The organism is Streptomyces sp. NPDC002156 (genome assembly GCF_053593675.1).
In genome coordinates this window covers 25,123-40,591 of sequence record NZ_JBSFDA010000029.1, presented here as the reverse complement: position 1 = coordinate 40,591, position 15,469 = coordinate 25,123, and the positions used below count along the sequence as shown (strand labels likewise).

Annotated in this window: 12 protein-coding genes; 5 read left to right on the top strand and 7 right to left on the bottom strand. The window is 69.8% G+C overall.

Going from position 1 to position 15,469, the window contains the following annotated elements; genetic code table 11:
* Positions 1-13: 13 nt before the first annotated feature.
* The 4 genes from ACWCRB_RS15090 to ACWCRB_RS15075 form a co-directional block, all read right to left on the bottom strand.
* Positions 14-505, bottom strand: coding sequence for a hypothetical protein (locus ACWCRB_RS15090; RefSeq protein WP_450996460.1), 492 nt, complete (start codon positions 503-505; stop codon positions 14-16).
* 117 nt (positions 506-622) lie between these two features.
* Complete coding sequence (locus ACWCRB_RS15085; protein WP_450996459.1) at positions 623-1,735, bottom strand: hypothetical protein; 1,113 nt, start codon at positions 1,733-1,735, stop codon at positions 623-625.
* Between the two features lie 326 nt (positions 1,736-2,061).
* Positions 2,062-2,382, bottom strand: coding sequence for a DUF6191 domain-containing protein (locus ACWCRB_RS15080; RefSeq protein WP_369030494.1), 321 nt, complete (start codon positions 2,380-2,382; stop codon positions 2,062-2,064).
* Positions 2,383-2,441: 59 nt separating this feature from the next.
* Positions 2,442-4,544 carry an autotransporter gene (locus tag ACWCRB_RS15075; protein WP_450996494.1) on the bottom strand — a complete coding sequence of 701 codons (2,103 nt, stop codon included), beginning with the start codon at positions 4,542-4,544 and terminating at the stop codon, positions 2,442-2,444.
* Between the two features lie 291 nt (positions 4,545-4,835).
* On the opposite strand from ACWCRB_RS15075, the gene ACWCRB_RS15070 reads away from it, so the two are divergent.
* Together ACWCRB_RS15070 and ACWCRB_RS15065 are read left to right on the top strand one after the other, a co-directional pair.
* Positions 4,836-5,978: a glycoside hydrolase family 43 protein gene (locus ACWCRB_RS15070; protein WP_450996458.1), complete on the top strand. Its 1,143-nt coding sequence runs from the start codon at positions 4,836-4,838 to the stop codon at positions 5,976-5,978.
* Positions 5,975-7,387, top strand: coding sequence for an RICIN domain-containing protein (locus tag ACWCRB_RS15065; protein WP_450996457.1), 1,413 nt, complete (start codon positions 5,975-5,977; stop codon positions 7,385-7,387). Before ACWCRB_RS15070 ends, ACWCRB_RS15065 begins: the two co-directional genes overlap by 4 nt.
* Before the next feature lie 130 nt (positions 7,388-7,517).
* Here the strand turns inward: ACWCRB_RS15065 and ACWCRB_RS15060 are convergent, their stop codons facing one another.
* The gene (locus ACWCRB_RS15060) at positions 7,518-9,197 is read right to left on the bottom strand and encodes a rhamnogalacturonan lyase B N-terminal domain-containing protein (protein WP_450996456.1); all 1,680 of its coding nucleotides are present in this window, start codon (positions 9,195-9,197) and stop codon (positions 7,518-7,520) included.
* Positions 9,198-9,421: 224 nt separating this feature from the next.
* Between ACWCRB_RS15060 and ACWCRB_RS15055 the strand changes: the two genes are divergently transcribed.
* The gene (locus ACWCRB_RS15055) at positions 9,422-10,471 is read left to right on the top strand and encodes a rhamnogalacturonan acetylesterase (protein WP_450996455.1); all 1,050 of its coding nucleotides are present in this window, start codon (positions 9,422-9,424) and stop codon (positions 10,469-10,471) included.
* Positions 10,472-10,560: 89 nt separating this feature from the next.
* On the opposite strand, the gene ACWCRB_RS15050 is transcribed toward ACWCRB_RS15055, so the two are convergent.
* Positions 10,561-11,955, bottom strand: coding sequence for a hypothetical protein (locus tag ACWCRB_RS15050; protein WP_450996454.1), 1,395 nt, complete (start codon positions 11,953-11,955; stop codon positions 10,561-10,563).
* Between the two features lie 138 nt (positions 11,956-12,093).
* Here ACWCRB_RS15050 and ACWCRB_RS15045 point away from each other — a divergent pair, with 138 nt between their 5' ends.
* Positions 12,094-12,948, top strand: coding sequence for an isocitrate lyase/PEP mutase family protein (locus ACWCRB_RS15045; protein WP_450996453.1), 855 nt, complete (start codon positions 12,094-12,096; stop codon positions 12,946-12,948).
* On the opposite strand, the gene ACWCRB_RS15040 is transcribed toward ACWCRB_RS15045, so the two are convergent.
* Positions 12,920-13,717, bottom strand: a complete 798-nt coding sequence (locus tag ACWCRB_RS15040; RefSeq protein ID WP_450996452.1) for an alpha/beta fold hydrolase — start codon at positions 13,715-13,717, stop codon at positions 12,920-12,922. The two genes, ACWCRB_RS15045 and ACWCRB_RS15040, sit on opposite strands and share 29 nt — an antisense overlap.
* Positions 13,718-13,880: 163 nt before the next feature.
* Here ACWCRB_RS15040 and ACWCRB_RS15035 point away from each other — a divergent pair, with 163 nt between their 5' ends.
* Positions 13,881-15,455: a hypothetical protein gene (locus ACWCRB_RS15035; protein WP_450996451.1), complete on the top strand. Its 1,575-nt coding sequence runs from the start codon at positions 13,881-13,883 to the stop codon at positions 15,453-15,455.
* The last annotated feature ends 14 nt before the right edge of the window (positions 15,456-15,469 follow it).

Below are 15,469 nucleotides of genomic sequence, written 5' to 3'. Positions count from 1 at the left end.
AGAAGCCCGTACTTCAGTGCGTGGACCCGATCCACTGGAATGCGGCTCCTGTGCCCAACTCCCGGACGGTATTGAGCGGACCGATGTCATCGCCGATGAGGAAGTTCCCGTTCTGGTTCTGAATGCGGCCATCGTCGGCAGTCCAGAACTGTCCGGAACGGCCGCCTCCGCAGGGGCTCATCCAGACGGCGTTCAACTCGGTCGCGTTGTCCGTGGTGAGGCAATTGCCGCTGTAGTTGTTCACCAGTCGGCGCATCGTGTGCCCCTGCCACGTGTTCGACTCCGAGCCCCAGTGGAAGAGCTGCGATGTGGTGTCGTAGCAGTCGATCGTTATGACGTATTCGTTGCTGCCCCATCCCCCCACGTTGAGGCACGAGCCATAGCCGTTCCGGTAGGACCAGTCGGTCGCTGCGGACGCCGGCGACAGGGCACCGGTCGTGGCGAGGGTGAGTGCGGCGAGCCCTGCGGGCACGGTCAGTCTCAGTGTGGTTCTCCAGGGTGACATGATCGGGAGAATGCCATGCCCATGGCGAGATGCCGCTCAATGGAAGGTGCACTGCTCCTTAACGGTGTGAGTACTGCGGGGAGAGGGTGCGCACTTCGGGGGCGCCGACATGCCCGCTCAGTCCATGTCGTGCAGGGCCCAGACATGGAGCGCGTTCTCGGTGGCGGACTGGGTGTACCAAGTCCCGTCGCCGAGGGCCGTCGGGGGGCCGGACACGGGATACGGGTAGATCAGCTCGTCGGCGATTCGCATGGGCGCGGTGTCGACGAGCCAGTGTCGTCCCCGGCCGAATTCCTCGTCGCTCTCGACCGTGCCTACGACGGCGGTCCCTTCGTCGACGAAGCCGCCGTAGTAGTCGAAGAAGGCTCCGGCCTCGTCGTCCTCTGGTTCCGATTCGGGATGTCGGGGAACTGTGTCGGCGTCCAGCTCGGCCTCCACGGAGCCGTCGTCGACCCGATGGACGGCAAGGGTGTCCTGGTCGTGGGTCACCGTGAGCAGTCGGTCGCCGGACGGGCTCACCGCCATCAGGATGCGGTCCTCGTCATTGAAGCGATCCACCGTGAGGGTGCCTCCGTCCCAGCGGCCCCATCTGAGCGGGGACCCGTCCTGGCCCTCGCCGATACTCAGGCCCATCTGGCCCGGGTTCGGCGACACGTAGTGAAACGATCCGGCAGCCGCGGTGTCCGTCTCGGCGCGTGCGAGCACCGATCCGTCCGCAGCGTCGATCACCAGCCATTCCTCCGCCGTCTCGCTGTTGTCGAGCCGGTCCTGCATCAGCTGGCCGCAAATGTGTGCCCAGACGAGCTTCCCGTCCGCGGAGAAACCGGCTGAACCGCTGCCCGCGTACCGGTGATCACGGTCCTCCGCGTACTCCTCGAACGTCGAGTGCCCCGCGCAGCCTGCCCAGCACCGGTGTCTCAGCTCCCAGCGCACGCTCCCCGACCGGTCCACGGCCCGCAGCGCGTGCACCCCCGCGAAGACAGCCAGGTCCCCGGCGGGGGACACCGTGGCTGTGCCGAACCTGCGGGGCCAGGGCGCCGGGAAGGAAACCTCCGGAGCCGTGGCCCAGGCTGCGGCCGACGGCCCGATCTCCTGTACGACCAGCTCCGTGTCGCCCCGCTGCACAAGCAGTCGCGTGGCGGCCGAATACACCAGGTAGGGGGCGTCATCGGCTCGCGAGAGCGAACGAGGGGCGGCGAGCGTGGCCACCAAGTGGACGGACTGGGGCACGGGGTCTCCTGAAGGGCAAGAACTGTCGGTCGCCACCGTACGGCGTACAACCACGTCGTACGTCGTCCGTCGACGGCACCGATCCGGTACCGAGTACCCGATACCCCGCAGTCCCACAGTCCCGCAGTCCTTGCGACGACGGTGACTACGTGGCGTTCCTCTTCGTAAGCTCGTCGACGTAGTTGTACGCCGCGTTGCTCCCCTGCTTGCCGGGCGAGAGCTTCACGATCGCCTGGTCCTTCTCGGGGTTGCCAGTCAGGTAGGCCTCGGTCGTCCCTTGCCGGTGGCGCCGGTTCAGGTCGAGCCGTGCCCTACCGGTCCGTGTCCTACCGGTCGGCCTGCCGCATCCGGACGACCGCGACCCCACCCTCCAGATCCACCGTCGTCCGGTTCGGCGGCGCCCCGTCCTCCTCGTCGTCCCGCATCAGCAATGACGACTGTCGCTCCTTGAGTTCGTTCTGCTTGCCGGGCGAGAAGGTCGCGTGCAGCTGCTCGAACCCGGTCGCCGATATCTGGCCCTGCCGGGCGCTGTTCCGCCAGGGCAGCATTCCCGCTCGCCCGGCCCGCAGCAGTAGCTGATCCACGAAGGCCATGACGGTCAGCAGGATGACCAGTCCGGGCAGGGTCATGAGGACGGCGAATTCCATGCCCCCAGTATCCGGAGCGGCGGCCGGTACCGACAGGTCCCGGCCGCCCGGAGTCAGTCCTACGCCGCGTGCCGCCCGCCCCGTCGCCTTCCGCTCCCGCTCCCGTGCCCCCGGACCTTCCGAGCCGCCGGAATCATCAGCCCCGCCAACAGCCCGACCGCCATCGCGTACGGCCAGAAGCCGAGCCCCGAACTGGCCGCCGCCGGAGCGGAGTTGGTGTTCGAGTCGGCAGACGTCACCGAATCCGACCCCGACCCCGCCGCAGATCCCGAGCGGGCCCCCGAACTCGCCGTCGCCGACGCACTCTTGGCGGCCGCCGTCAGGACCACGTCGTTGCCGTCGCCGCCCCGGTAACTGATCCGGTACGTCGTGGCGCCGAGCTTCAACGCGGCGCCCTCCTTCAGCCCACTGAACGCACCCGTGGTCTTCGCGCGCCCGGCATTGTCGAGCACCTTGATCGTGCGGGGCGCGGAGCCGGAAGCCGCTCCCGCCGCCGACAGGTCCAGCGCCCCCGCCAGCCGCACCGCCCCGCCGACCTTCAACGGCCGCCCCCGCAGCACCAGTTCGCCCTTCGCGGCCTGCGTGTATCCACCCGTCACCGTCAACCCGCCCGCGACCACGCCCTCGTTGGTCACCGAGCCCTTCACCGTCCCTGAACCGGTGAGTGTCTTCCGCACGCGCAGCCCCGCCGTGCCCACGTCGAGCCGTGCGCCCGCCGCCGTAACCCGAATCGCCTTGCTGTTGGCCAGAGTTGTCCCGCCCCTGAGCGCCAGCGTCCCCTTCGAGACCGTCGTGCTGCCGCTGTACGTCACTCCAGTCCCCGTCAGAGTCGTCGTCGCCGCGCCCGACTGGGTGAACGAGCCGCTGCCGCTGACCCGCGACAGCGTCACCGCCTTGCTCGTGTTCCGTACCACCAACGAGCCGTTGTTCACGACCTTGTAGAGCGAACCCTTCGTGTACAGACCGCCGTCGCCACCCGTCTTTCCGCTGCCCAGGCGGAGTACCGCGCCCTTCTCGACCGTCGTCGAGCCGTCGTAGTACTGCACCGCCGCGAACGTGACGTCGTTGCCGCGTGTCCCCCTGATGACGATGTCCCCGGCACCGGGCGCGGACAGCGTGTCGTGGAAGCGGCCGCCGCCTATCGGGGCGCCCAGCGTCACCGGGCCGTTGTAGTCGAACGTCAGGAGTGAACGGGATCTCGCCGCCAGCAGGTTGATGTAGACCGTCTCGGCCGTACCCGGCATGAAGATCTTGTTCGTCGTGCCGTTGCCCCACTGGACGTTGGCGCCCTTGATGTTGGTGCCGCGCTTGTTGACGTTCTTGCGGGCCGGCGTCCAGTTGAGGGCGGGGTCGCTCAGGGACGGGTTGGTGTCGCCGCCCTGGTTCGACCAGCTGTACTGGCCGGTCAGGACCACCTTCGAGCCCGGCCGGGACTGGACGTTGATGTCGCTGCCGTACTCGCGCTGGTAGAAGTCCATCCCCATCGTGACCGTCTGGCCGAGCGGTGTGTCGACCGTCCAGGTGCCCTGGTTCAGGACCTTGCGTACGCGGGGGAGTGACGTCGCGAACTCCGGTCGTCCCGCGTTCACTTGAGTGCCGTTGTCGATCACGCCGGAGAAGGAGTGCGTGCCCGAGAGGTCCCAGGTGCCCCAGAGGAAGCGGGGTTGCGTCAGTAGGCCACTGCCGCTGATCGTGCCCAGGTTGTACGCGCTCTTCAGGGACAGCCGCAGAGTGCCGTCGACCCTGATGTTGTCCTGGTTCAGGCGGAACGCCGGGGTGTTGTACGGGAAGTGGCCGATCAGGCCGGTCGTGCCGCCGTTGCCGTACTGGAGCGTGGCTCCCCGTTCCACCGTCACCGCAGGTGGGTCGGGGTTCGTCACCGTGACGTACGGGTGGTTGCCGCCGGGGATGCCGACCTTCTGGCCCTGCCGTGACCTGGGCAGCGTGAAGTCGCTGTCCTTGGTCAGGATCAGGGTGCCCGTGCCGCGCACGGTGAGGGTGCCCTCGCCGCGGAAGACACCGTCGTACGTCGTCGTCCCGGCGGGCACCCTCACCACCGTGTCGCCGGTGAGGGTGACGTCCCGGCCGGCGAGTACGTCGGCGGTGGCGTCCCGGGGGCCGGCCGCCGAGGCGGGCGGGGCGCCGAGCAGGAGGGCGGTCATCGCGAGGGCCGCTGCAGCCGTCACCGTCCTGTGGGCGGGAGCGGCGGCGGGGCTGGTGATGGGGGAGTGGCTGTGCACATCGCCGGAGACGGAACGGACTCCCGGGTAATAACAGAAAGTTGATCGGCTGTTTTGGTCTCTCCCGACCCGTTGACCTTCCCGTAACACACGCTTACCTTTTCGGCGTTCGGAATGACAGATCTTGTTCGTAATTACGAACGTTTCTCGTGTCAACCCCCACATACGCACACACGCCAACATCTCGTGCCCCACCCCCGAGAGGCAGCCCGTATGAGCCGCGCCGACCATCGTCCGTCCGCTGACTCCCCCCTCCCCTCCGCTCGGAGAACCCTGCTGAAGGGCGCCCTCGCCGCAGGCGCCCTGGTGACCGTTCCCGGCATCGGCGGCGCCGCGCATGCCGCCACCGCCCCGGCCGGCACCCCCTGTGTCACGGCCGCCCCCTACGTCAACCCCCTCGTCCGCAACCGCGCCGACCCCCACATCCACCGCCACACCGACGGCCGTTACTACTTCACGGCCACGGCCCCCGAGTACGACCGCATCATCCTGCGCCGCTCCCGCACCATCCGGGGGATCGCCACCGCCGACGAGTCCGTCATCTGGCGCAAGCACGCGACGGGGGTCATGGGTGCGCACATCTGGGCGCCGGAGATCCACCACATCGACGGCAAGTGGTACGTCTACTTCGCCTCCGCGCCCGCCGAGGCCATCTGGGACATCCGGATCTGGGTGCTGGAGAACGCCAACCCCGATCCGTTCAAGGGGACTTGGGTCGAGCGCGGGCAGCTGAAGACCGCCTGGGAGACCTTCTCCCTCGACGCCACCACCTTCACCCACCGCGGCTCCCGCTACCTCGCCTGGGCGCAGCACGAGCCCGGCATGGACAACAACACCGCCGTCTGGCTGTCGAAGATGGCCGACCCGCTCACTCTGACGGGACCTCAGATCCGGCTCACCACACCCGAGTTCGACTGGGAGCGCATCGGCTACCGGGTCAACGAGGGGCCGTCGTTCATCAAGCGCAACGGCCGGATCTTCATGTCGTACTCGGCGAGCGCCACCGACTTCAACTACTGCATGGGCCTGCTGACCATCGACGCCCGCGCCGACCTCATGGACCCGGCCAACTGGACCAAGTCCCCGACGCCCGTCTTCACCAGCAACGACACCACCAAGCAGTACGGCCCCGGCCACAACTGCTTCACCATCGCCGAGGACGGCCGTACCGACGTCCTCGTCTACCACGCACGGCAGTACAAGGACATCGTCGGCGATCCGCTCAACGACCCCAACCGTCACACCCGGGTGCAGAAGCTCGGCTGGAACACCGACGGCACACCGGACTTCGGCGTCCCCGTCGCCGACACGCAGACAGGCACGCAGGTCAACTCACTCTTGGAGAGTGGCTCATGAGACGTGTGTACGCGGTTCTTCTCGCCCTCTGTCTGGCCCTGGCCGGCGCCCTCGCCACCGCCGGACCCGCCCAGGCCGCCGCCGTGACCATCACCAACGGCACCCAGTTCACCGACACTTCGGGCAGCCCCCTGCACGCCCACGGCGGCGGAGTCATCAAGGTCGGCTCCTACTACTACTGGTTCGGCGAGCACCGCAACGCCGACAACACCTTCCAGTACGTGGACGCCTACCGCTCCACCGACCTGAAGAACTGGGAGTTCCGCAACCACGTCCTGACCCAGTCCAGCGCCTCCGAACTCGCCACCGCCAACATCGAGCGGCCGAAGGTCATGTACAACGCGGCCACCGGCAAGTACGTGATGTGGATGCACAAGGAGAACGGCGCCGACTACAGCGAGGCCCGCGCGGCCGTCGCCGTGTCCGACACCGTCGACGGCGACTACACCTGGCAGGGCAGCTTCCGCCCGCTCGACACCCACATGTCCCGTGACATCACGGTGTTCGTGGACACCGACGGCACCGGCTACATGATCTCCGCCGCCCGCGAGAACTACGACCTCCAGATCTACCGGCTCACCGCCGACTACACCGGCATCGCCGCCCTGGTCGCCGACCCCTGGCACGGCGGCCACCGCGAGGCCCCGGCCCTCTTCAAGCGCAACGGCGTCTACTTCATGCTGACTTCGGGCGCCACCGGCTGGAGCCCCAATCAGCAGCAGTACGCCACCGCGACCAGCATCACCGGCCCGTGGACGGCCATGGCGAACGTCGGCGACTCGACGACGTACGGCTCGCAGACCGCGTACGTCCTTCCCGTGCAGGGGAGTTCGGGCACCTCCTACCTCTACATGGGCGACCGCTGGGGCAACTCCTTCGGCGGCACCGTCAACGACTCCCGTTACGTCTGGCTGCCGTTGAGCTTCCCGACGACGACCACGATGTCCATGTCCTGGTCCCCGGAGGTCACCCTCGACACGGCCACCGGCACGATCACCGGTACCAGCGCCACGTACAACACGCTGATCGCCCGCCACTCCTCCAAGTGCGCGGACGTGACCAGCCAGTCGCTGTGGGCGGGCGCCCAGATCAAGCAGTACACGTGCAACAGCGGCAACAACCAGAAGTACTGGTTCAAGTCGGTCGCGACCGGCTACTACCAACTCATGGTCCGCAACAGCTCGTTGTGCGTCCAGGAGAACGCCGGCACGGTCACACAGGAGAACTGCAGCTCCTCGGCCACCAACCAGCAGTGGTCACTCACCACCACCGGCTCCTACGTCAACGTCGTCTCCCGCGCGAGCGGCGAGTGCCTCGACGTGAACGGCGCGTCCACCGCCGACTCGGCCGCCGTCATCACCTACACCTGCAACAGCGGAACGAACCAGCAGTGGACACGCGGAACATGATGGTCAGTCAGTAGAGCGGGCCGGTGGAGCTGGGCGCGCGACAGCGCCCCGACAGGGGCGCGGGGAACTGCGCGACCAGCCCCCACCGGGCCCGCGGCCGACGAACCGCCCATCCAGCGGAGCGCTCGGCTCAGCTCAGCAGATCGAGCGCATCGATGGCCGTACCCGCACTGAGATAACTCGTCGTCCCCGACCCGCTCACCACGTTGATCTTCAGCACGTTGTACTGACTGGTGTCAGTGAGCCACGCACTCGCCGGCACGCTGTACGTGAACGTGTTGTTGTTCCCCCGGTACGACCCGTTGGTCAGGGACCGGGTGTTCGGCTGGGTGGGCGGGGACGGGATGGCCGACGTCCAGGTGTCGTTGACGACGACCTGCGGCCGGCCGTTGGCGTAGGCCGTCGTCACCCCGATGCGCAGGGTGTGCGCGGCGGCGGCCTGCGCCGCGGTCAGCTTGAAGTACACCAGCAGACCGCTGTTGACGTCCTTCCAGATGTAGCAGGGGAAGGCCGACGTCTCGGTGCCGCTGCCGATCACCACGTTGCCCGTCCAGGAGGCGGCCCGGACGTCCGACGGATGCGCGTACGTCATCAGGTCGGCGTTCTTGAAGCCGCTCGGCGTGCCGTTCCAGTCGTTGATCCGCCAGATCGCGCTCGCGTTGCTCGGGTCGTTCGACGATGGGATCGCGATCGAGTTGAGCGTGGTCGTGCCGCCGGCCGTGACCGTCACCGACGTCGTGTACACCGCCAGTTCGCCCTTGAAGACGGTCAGCGTGTACGTACCCGGAAGGGCGCCCGTGATCGAGAAGTAGCCGTCGGAGGCGCGGGCCGAAGCCCAGTACTGCGCCGCCGAGTTGGCGATCCCGACCGTGTACGCGTACGCGGTGTTGCGCCCGGTGATCCCGACGCCCGCGACCCGGCCCCGGCCGCCCGCCGCGACGTAACCGGAGATGCCGAGCGAGTCCGCCCACGAGGTGGTGAGCGTGCCCGGGAACAGCGACGAGGAGGGCGCGGCGCCGTCCGTGAAGGCGATGACGTACGGGCCCTGCAGGCCGAAGCGCTGGTCCTCGGTCTGGTTCTGGCCGTAGTACAGGATCTCGTACAGACCGCCGCCGTCCGCGCTCTGGTGGCGCAGGAGCGAGCGGTAGAACGGGCCGCCGGAGGCCTTCTCGTGGTTGCTGCGGACGACGTACAGGCCGACGCTGCCGGTCGTCCAGCCGACGTAGTTGTAGTCCATGACCCGCAGCTTCGAGTAGTGCTTCGAGCGGGTCTGGCCGTCGGACTTCGCGAAGACGTCCGAGGCTTCGATGGTGGTCGGCGCGTAAGTGTAGGAATCGGGCTCGTCGTTGAGGAACAGGCCCGCCTTCACGCGCAGGATGAACCGGGTCGCCGAGACCGAGGTGTCGGCCTTGTTGGTCCACACGTAGACGTTGTTCTCGCCGCTGCGGGCCGCGTAGTAGTGCTTCAGCGTGCCGTACGTGACGCTGACCAGGATCGTCGAACCGGACTGCGTGATCGTCACGGTGGAGGTGCCGAGGCCGGACTCGATGTGCGAGTTCATGCCGCCGTAGCCCTGGTACTCGGTACCCCGGTAGACCAGCGAGGACAGATCGCCGTTGGACTTGCGGACCTTGAAGACGAGGTTGGCGCCGGTGTCGATGACGTAGTTCGTGCCGTCGTCGGTGTAGCCGAAGGTCGCCGCCTGCGCCGTGCCGGGGAGGGCGAGTCCGGCGGCGGTGGCCGTGGCGCCGAGGACGAGCGCACGGCGGCCGAGGTGGGGCCCGGCGTGTCTGTCGTTGGCTGAGGACATGTGGGGGTGCCTCCTTCGGAGGTGTGGGGGTGTGCGGGTGCGGGTCGTGGGGGGTGTGGTTTTCGGAAGAGTGACAGTTGAATCGATTTCGCGAAAGGGCTTTCGTTGTAAGGAAGTTGGCAGTTGTGTGAAATCGTGCAGGCATCTAGAAAGCGCTTGTCGGACGATGTACGGTCCTGCCGCTGGGCCTTGTCGAGCGACGGAGGACTGCTGTGGGAGCCGCGATGAGACGTTTCAACCGTGCCGTGCTGGCAGCCGTGACCCTGAGCACCGCCGCCGGTTTGTCGGCCGTGCCGGCCGCCGCCCACGCACGCCCTCCGCACGCCCTGGGCATCGCCAACTGCACAGCCACCGCTTGCCACTTCGACGTCGCGCCCGGCACCTACGACGTCCGGGTGCTGCTCGGCGGTGAGGCCGCCGCCAGTACGGCCGTCAGCGGCGAGACCCGGCGCGCGCTGCTCCCGGAGACGGCCACGGCGGCCGGCGAGCGGGTCGCCCGCAGCTTCACCGTGAACGTCCGTGCGCCCGAAGGCGAACCGACCGGCCCCGAGGGCACCCCCGGCCTCGACCTGGTCCTCGGCGGCTCGGCGCCGGCCCTGGCCGACATCCGCGTGACCCCGGCAAGCCGCCACACCCGGCAGATCTTCCTCGTCGGCGACTCGACCGTCTGCGACCAGCCCGGCGACCCGTACACCGGCTGGGGCCAGCAGCTCCCGCAGTACCTCCGCAAGGGTCTGTCCGTCGCCAACTACGCGGACTCCGGGGAGAGTACGGTCACCTACCTCGCCAACTCCGCGCTCTTCCCGACCGTTCAGCCGCTGATCCGGCCCGGTGACCTGGTCCTCGTCCAACTCGCCCACAACGACAAGCAGACGGACGAACCGACGTACCGCGCGAACCTGGAGACACTCGTCGCGGGTATCCGCGAGCGAGGGGGGAACCCGGTACTGGTGACCCCGATCGTGCGCCGCTGGTTCAACGCCGACGGCACCCTGAACAACGGAACCGCCCTGCTGGTCAACGGACTTGGCGTCGACCACCCGGCGGTGATCCGGGCGGTGGCGGCGGCACAGGGGGTGCCGCTGATCGACCTGACGGCTCAGACGAAGGCGCTGGTGGAGTCCCTCGGCGTCGAGGGCTCCAAGGCGCTGTACCTCTACAACGAGAAGCGGGACAACACGCACACGTCCGTCCATGGGGCCACGGTGTACGCGGAGTTGGTGCGCGATGAACTGGTGGCGCAGCGGTTGGTTCCGCGGGGCGGGGTGCGGTAGAGCCGCCCCGGACTCGCCCGAAAACCCCTGGAGCGTCCCGACCGGAACCGGGGCGCTCCAGGTTCGACCACTTGCCGTGCCCGTCCGGTTCAGAGGGCCAGGCGGGCGATCCGCAGCGTCGCGGTGGTCGGGGACGCGCCGTTCAGCGGGGTCGCGTACGTCGGGGTCACCGGTGCGTACGCCCAGGTCAGCGAGCCGTTCTTCAGGACCGCTATGTCGCCGGTGATGCGCGCCTGCACGACCTTGTCCGGCGTCTTGTACACGCCGTTCCAGTCGATCAGCCGCAGATGCGTGCCCGTGAACGTGCCGGTGCAGGTGCCGCTCGCGCACTTGGCGTTCTTCAGGGACTCCCAGGAGACCAGCAGCCGGTCCTTGCCGTACGGGGCGACCCGGACGTTGACGTGTTCCGTACCCGGCGAGTTCGTCAGGTAAATCGCCTTGCCCGCAGGGGAGTTGCGGTTCTTGAGGAACGACACCGCCGCCTGGTGCGTGCTCCACCTCGGCTTCACCGTCCAGCCCCGGCCGCTCGCGTCGTCCGGGTTCTTCGCGGCGGAGGCCGAGCCGCGCGAGCCGTACGCGGTGGCGTAGCGGCCGGTGGACGACTTCACCAGGTCACCGGTGCGGCCCGCGTACGTGCCGCCGCAGTAGCCCGCCCAGCACTGCTCGCGCTGCACGGTGGGCGCGTTGTCGGGGGCGCCGATGCCCGTCGACACGAACAGGCCCGAGCGCCAGTCGTCGAAGCAGAGGGAGGTGAAGGCGCCGGTGGTCTCGGCGTGCAGGGCGATGCCCTCGTTGTGGGAGCAGCCCCAGCCCCAACCGCCGCTGAGCTTCGCGCCCTTGGAGCTGAGGTACGACAGCTTGTCGCCGAAGTGGCCGTCGGCGAAGCCGCCCGCGCCGTGCACCACGAAGTAGGCGCCGTACTTGGAGCCGTTCCAGGTGAGCTGGCCGTCCAGGGTCGGCGACGTGTCGTTGGACGCGGTGCCGGTGAGCTTGGTGCGCCAGGCCTCCTTGCCCTGGGAGAAGCGGACCAGCGCCGCCGCCGTCTCCTTCCACTTGTTGGTGTCGGCGACCCGGGTGAGGAGCGCGAAGCCGTCGTTGTGCGCGACCAGTCCGCCGACCTCCTTGGCGCCCTTGATGATCGCGTCGCCGCCCGCACGCTTGCCCGCGGTGGTCAGCGGGGTCACGTGCACACCGTCCGAGGCCGGCCAGGCGACCCGCATCGTGCCGTTGGGCGCGACCGCTGTCGCCGTCCGCGTCCACTCACGCGTGTTGTTGTAGCCGGCCGACACGTAGGGGAACTTGGCCGGCAGCGTCACCGAGGTGGTCGTGATGGCGAGACTGGGCGTCGCAGTGGTCGCCGCCCCGGCGGTCGCGTACCAGGCGCCGGCGAGCAGCCCGGCCGCCGCGAGCCCGCCGATCAGGGGCTTGCGGGCCGCGTGGGTGCGGCGGTGGGCGGAGGTGCGGGGGAGTGGTGCTGAAGTCATACCTGTCTGTTGCCGGGGGGAGGGGAAAGGTTGCCGCCGGATGGGACGGGTTTTTCGTAGACGGATCGGACGGGTTTCTCGCCGCGGCGCGGGTACGGTTCGGCGGGCGCCGAACGGTCGCGCCCCTACCGTGACGGCATGACCCCCTCAGGCCCGGCCTCCGCCTTCGCCGCCCTCCACCACCGCGACGAGCCCATCCTGCTCCCCAACGCCTGGGACCACGCCTCGGCCGTCGCCCTCGCCGCCCAGGGCTTCGCGGCGGTCGGTACCACGAGTCTCGGTGTCGCCGCTGCCGTCGGGCTGCCCGACGGTACGGCGGCGACCCGCGACCAGACCCTCCAACTCGCCCTGAATCTCGGCACGGAGGACTTCCTGCTGTCCGTCGACGCCGAGGGCGGTTTCAGCGAAGACCCTTGCCGGGTGGGGGAGTTCGCGCGGGAGCTGTCCGTCGTGGGCGCCGTCGGCATCAATCTGGAGGACGGAAACGGGGAGGGCGGCCTCGGACCGGTCGCCCTGCACGCCGCGAAGATCGTCGCCGTCAAGGCCGCCGCCCCGGGCCTCTTCGTCAACGCCCGCACGGACACGCACTGGCTCGGCGACCGCCGGTCTCCCGACCTGGCCCGGGACACCATGGCCCGCCTCGACGCCTACCAACAGGCGGGCGCCGACGGGGTGTTCGTGCCCGGGCTGACCGACCCGGATCAGATCGGCGCGCTGGTGAAGAGCCTCGACGTGCCGCTCAACATCCTCTACTCGCCCACGGGACCGACCGTCGCTCGGCTCGGCGACCTCGGTGTACGCCGTGTCAGCCTCGGTTCGCTTCTCTACCGGCGGGCGCTCGGCGCGGCCGTGGAGGCGCTCACCGACATCCGGGCCGGGCGGGTGCCGAAGGGCGAGGCACCCTCGTACGACGAAGTGGTGGCCCTGGGGCACCAGCGCCACGGATGCGCGCGACCGAACCGGATCAGCCCACCGGGACCAGTGTCTCCGTGAGTCGTGCGGCGAACTCCGCCGAGTGCGTGAGTCCCCCGAGATGTCCGCCGGGGAACTGGCGGAGGGCGTTCCCGGTGCGGCGGGCGAGGATCGTGGCGGTGCGGTACAGGAGCTGGTCGACGGAGTCGATTCCCGCGGCGAGGGTGAGCCGGGGAGGGGCGGAGGAGAGGGCGGCGAGGTCGGCGTCGTAGGAGGTGAACGGCACCAGGACGCGGGTGATCATGAGGGCCATCGGGTTGGCCAACTCGTCGGTGGGGGAGAGAGGTTGGGCTTCCGGGCCCGGTTCCGGGGGAGTCGGCGGGCGTTCCTCCAGGCCCGCGTTCATCCTGGCCGCGGCGGCCTCCAGGCCGTGCTTGCGGTAGGTGTCGTACACGTCGGTGAACATGGCCCGCTGCCGTTCGGCGTCGGGCAGGACCCCCACGACCGGCGGCTCGTGCGCGACCACGTGCCGCAGCCGGTCCGGGTGCCGGGCCGCCAGGTCGAGCGCGGGGACGGCACCGGCGCTGGTGCCGAACACGTACGCGGACTCGCCCTCGGGCAGCACCGCGTCCAGCACCCGGGCCGCGCCCTCGCTCCACCACTCGACACGCTGTTCCCCCACGGGCTTGCCGAGTTGGCCGTGGGCGAGGCCGAGCGGGTCGTACGTCACGACGGTGAAGCGTTCTGCGAGGCGGGCCGTGAAGTCGTCGAGGCCCATGGGATGTCCGGCGCCGCCAGGGAGGATGAGGAGGACGGGGCCGGAGCCGCGCACGTCGTAGTGATCACTCATCCTCCTGAAGTTACCGGCTGGGAAGGCCCGGGGCGCAATGATTTACGGGACGTGGGCCCGTACGCCGTCGATGAGCCCCTTCGCACCCTTGCCGGTGCTTTCATTCCGCCGACTGCCTGCCCCCGCGTGGTGAGCCCTTCCCCCGGCCCACAGCGTGGAGGCCATGCAGGAATCACGCTCGGTCTCTCTCGCGCGGCATCAAGGCGGCGTGCTGCGTCCCGAGGCGCGGGAGGCGGCCCCGGGACCGGGCACTGGCCCCCGGACGACGGCGCCCGCACGCCCGTTGCCCTGGTTGCTGGCCGTGGCCGGCGCTTTCACCCTCGTCCAGTTGGCCCTCGCGGTCCCCGGCGTGGGGCTCGGCTGGGACGAGACCGTGTACGTCAGTCAGATCAGCCCACAAGCCCCGGCGGCGTTCTTCAGCGCTCCGCGCGCGCGGGGCATCACCTTCCTGGTGGCACCGGTCGCCGCGTGGACCACCTCCACCGAGGCGCTCCGCGTCTACCTCGCCCTGCTCTCCGGCTGCGGGCTCTTCGTGGCTCTGTGGGTGTGGCGCAAGTTGCTGCCGGTTCCCGTGCTCGCGGTCGCGGGCGCGCTGTTCGCGAGCCTGTGGGTCACGGTCTTCTACGGTCCGCAGGCCATGCCCAACCTCTGGGTCGCCCTCGGGGCGCTCGCGGCCGTCGGCTGCTTTCTGCGCGCCGTCCGCGATCCCGGGGACCGCCGCGCGCTGATCGGCCTGGGCGCGGGCACGGCACTGGCCGCGCTGATGCGCCCGACGGACGCGGTATGGCTGGCCCTGCCGCTCGCCGTGGCCGCCCTGTCGGTGCGGAACAGCCGCAGGACGCTGCTGCTCGCCGTCCTCGTCGGCTCCGCCGTGCTCGGCTGCGCCGAGTGGGTCGTCGAGGCGTACGCGGCATACGGCGGACTCGGCGCCCGGCTCGCGCGGGCCAGCGAGATCCAGGGGCACCTGGGCTGGTACTTCGCCGTCGACGACCACGCGCGTGCCCTGGGCGGCCGTACCCTGTGCCGCCCCTGCGACGGCTCCTTGAGCCACCCCGTCGGCGCCCTGTGGTTCCTCGCGCTGCCCCTGGTCGTCGCGGGCGGCGTCCGTGCGGCGGCCCGCACCGGGCAGCGCACCCCGATCCTTCTGGCCTCGGCGGTCGGCGCGACGCTCGCCGCGCCCTACCTGTTCACCGTCGGCTACGCGGCACCCCGGTTCCTGCTCCCGGCGTACGCCCTGCTGGCCCTGCCCGCCGCGTACGCCCTGGTCCGGGTCTGCGCCCGCCCACGCCGACGCCCGGCAGTCGTCGCGCTCGTCGTCGCGGCCCTCGCCGTACATCTGGCGGTCCAGTACCGCGTCCTCGACGGCGTGACCGACCGCGCCCGCGCCACGTTCGCCGCCAACGCCCGCGTCGCCGCCGTACTGCGCGCCCAGGGCGTACGGCCGCCGTGCGTCCTCACCGGCGACGACGCGGTCCGGATCGCCTTCCTCCTGGGCTGCGCCTCCCGCCAGGCCACCGGCCATGACGCCTCCATCACGCCCGAGGCACTGGCCGGGGCGGGCGTACGGCAGCCGGTCGCGTTCCTGCTCTCGGGCGGGCAGAGGGTCCCGTCGTACGCCCGTTCCTGGCGCCCCCTGGACCTGCCCGACCCGCCCGCCCGGCCGGGCTACCGCGCCCTTGTGTCCCCCGCCGCGAGGACGGAACCCCCGGCTCTCGTTGCCGCCGTACCGGCACACTGACCGACCGGCGACAA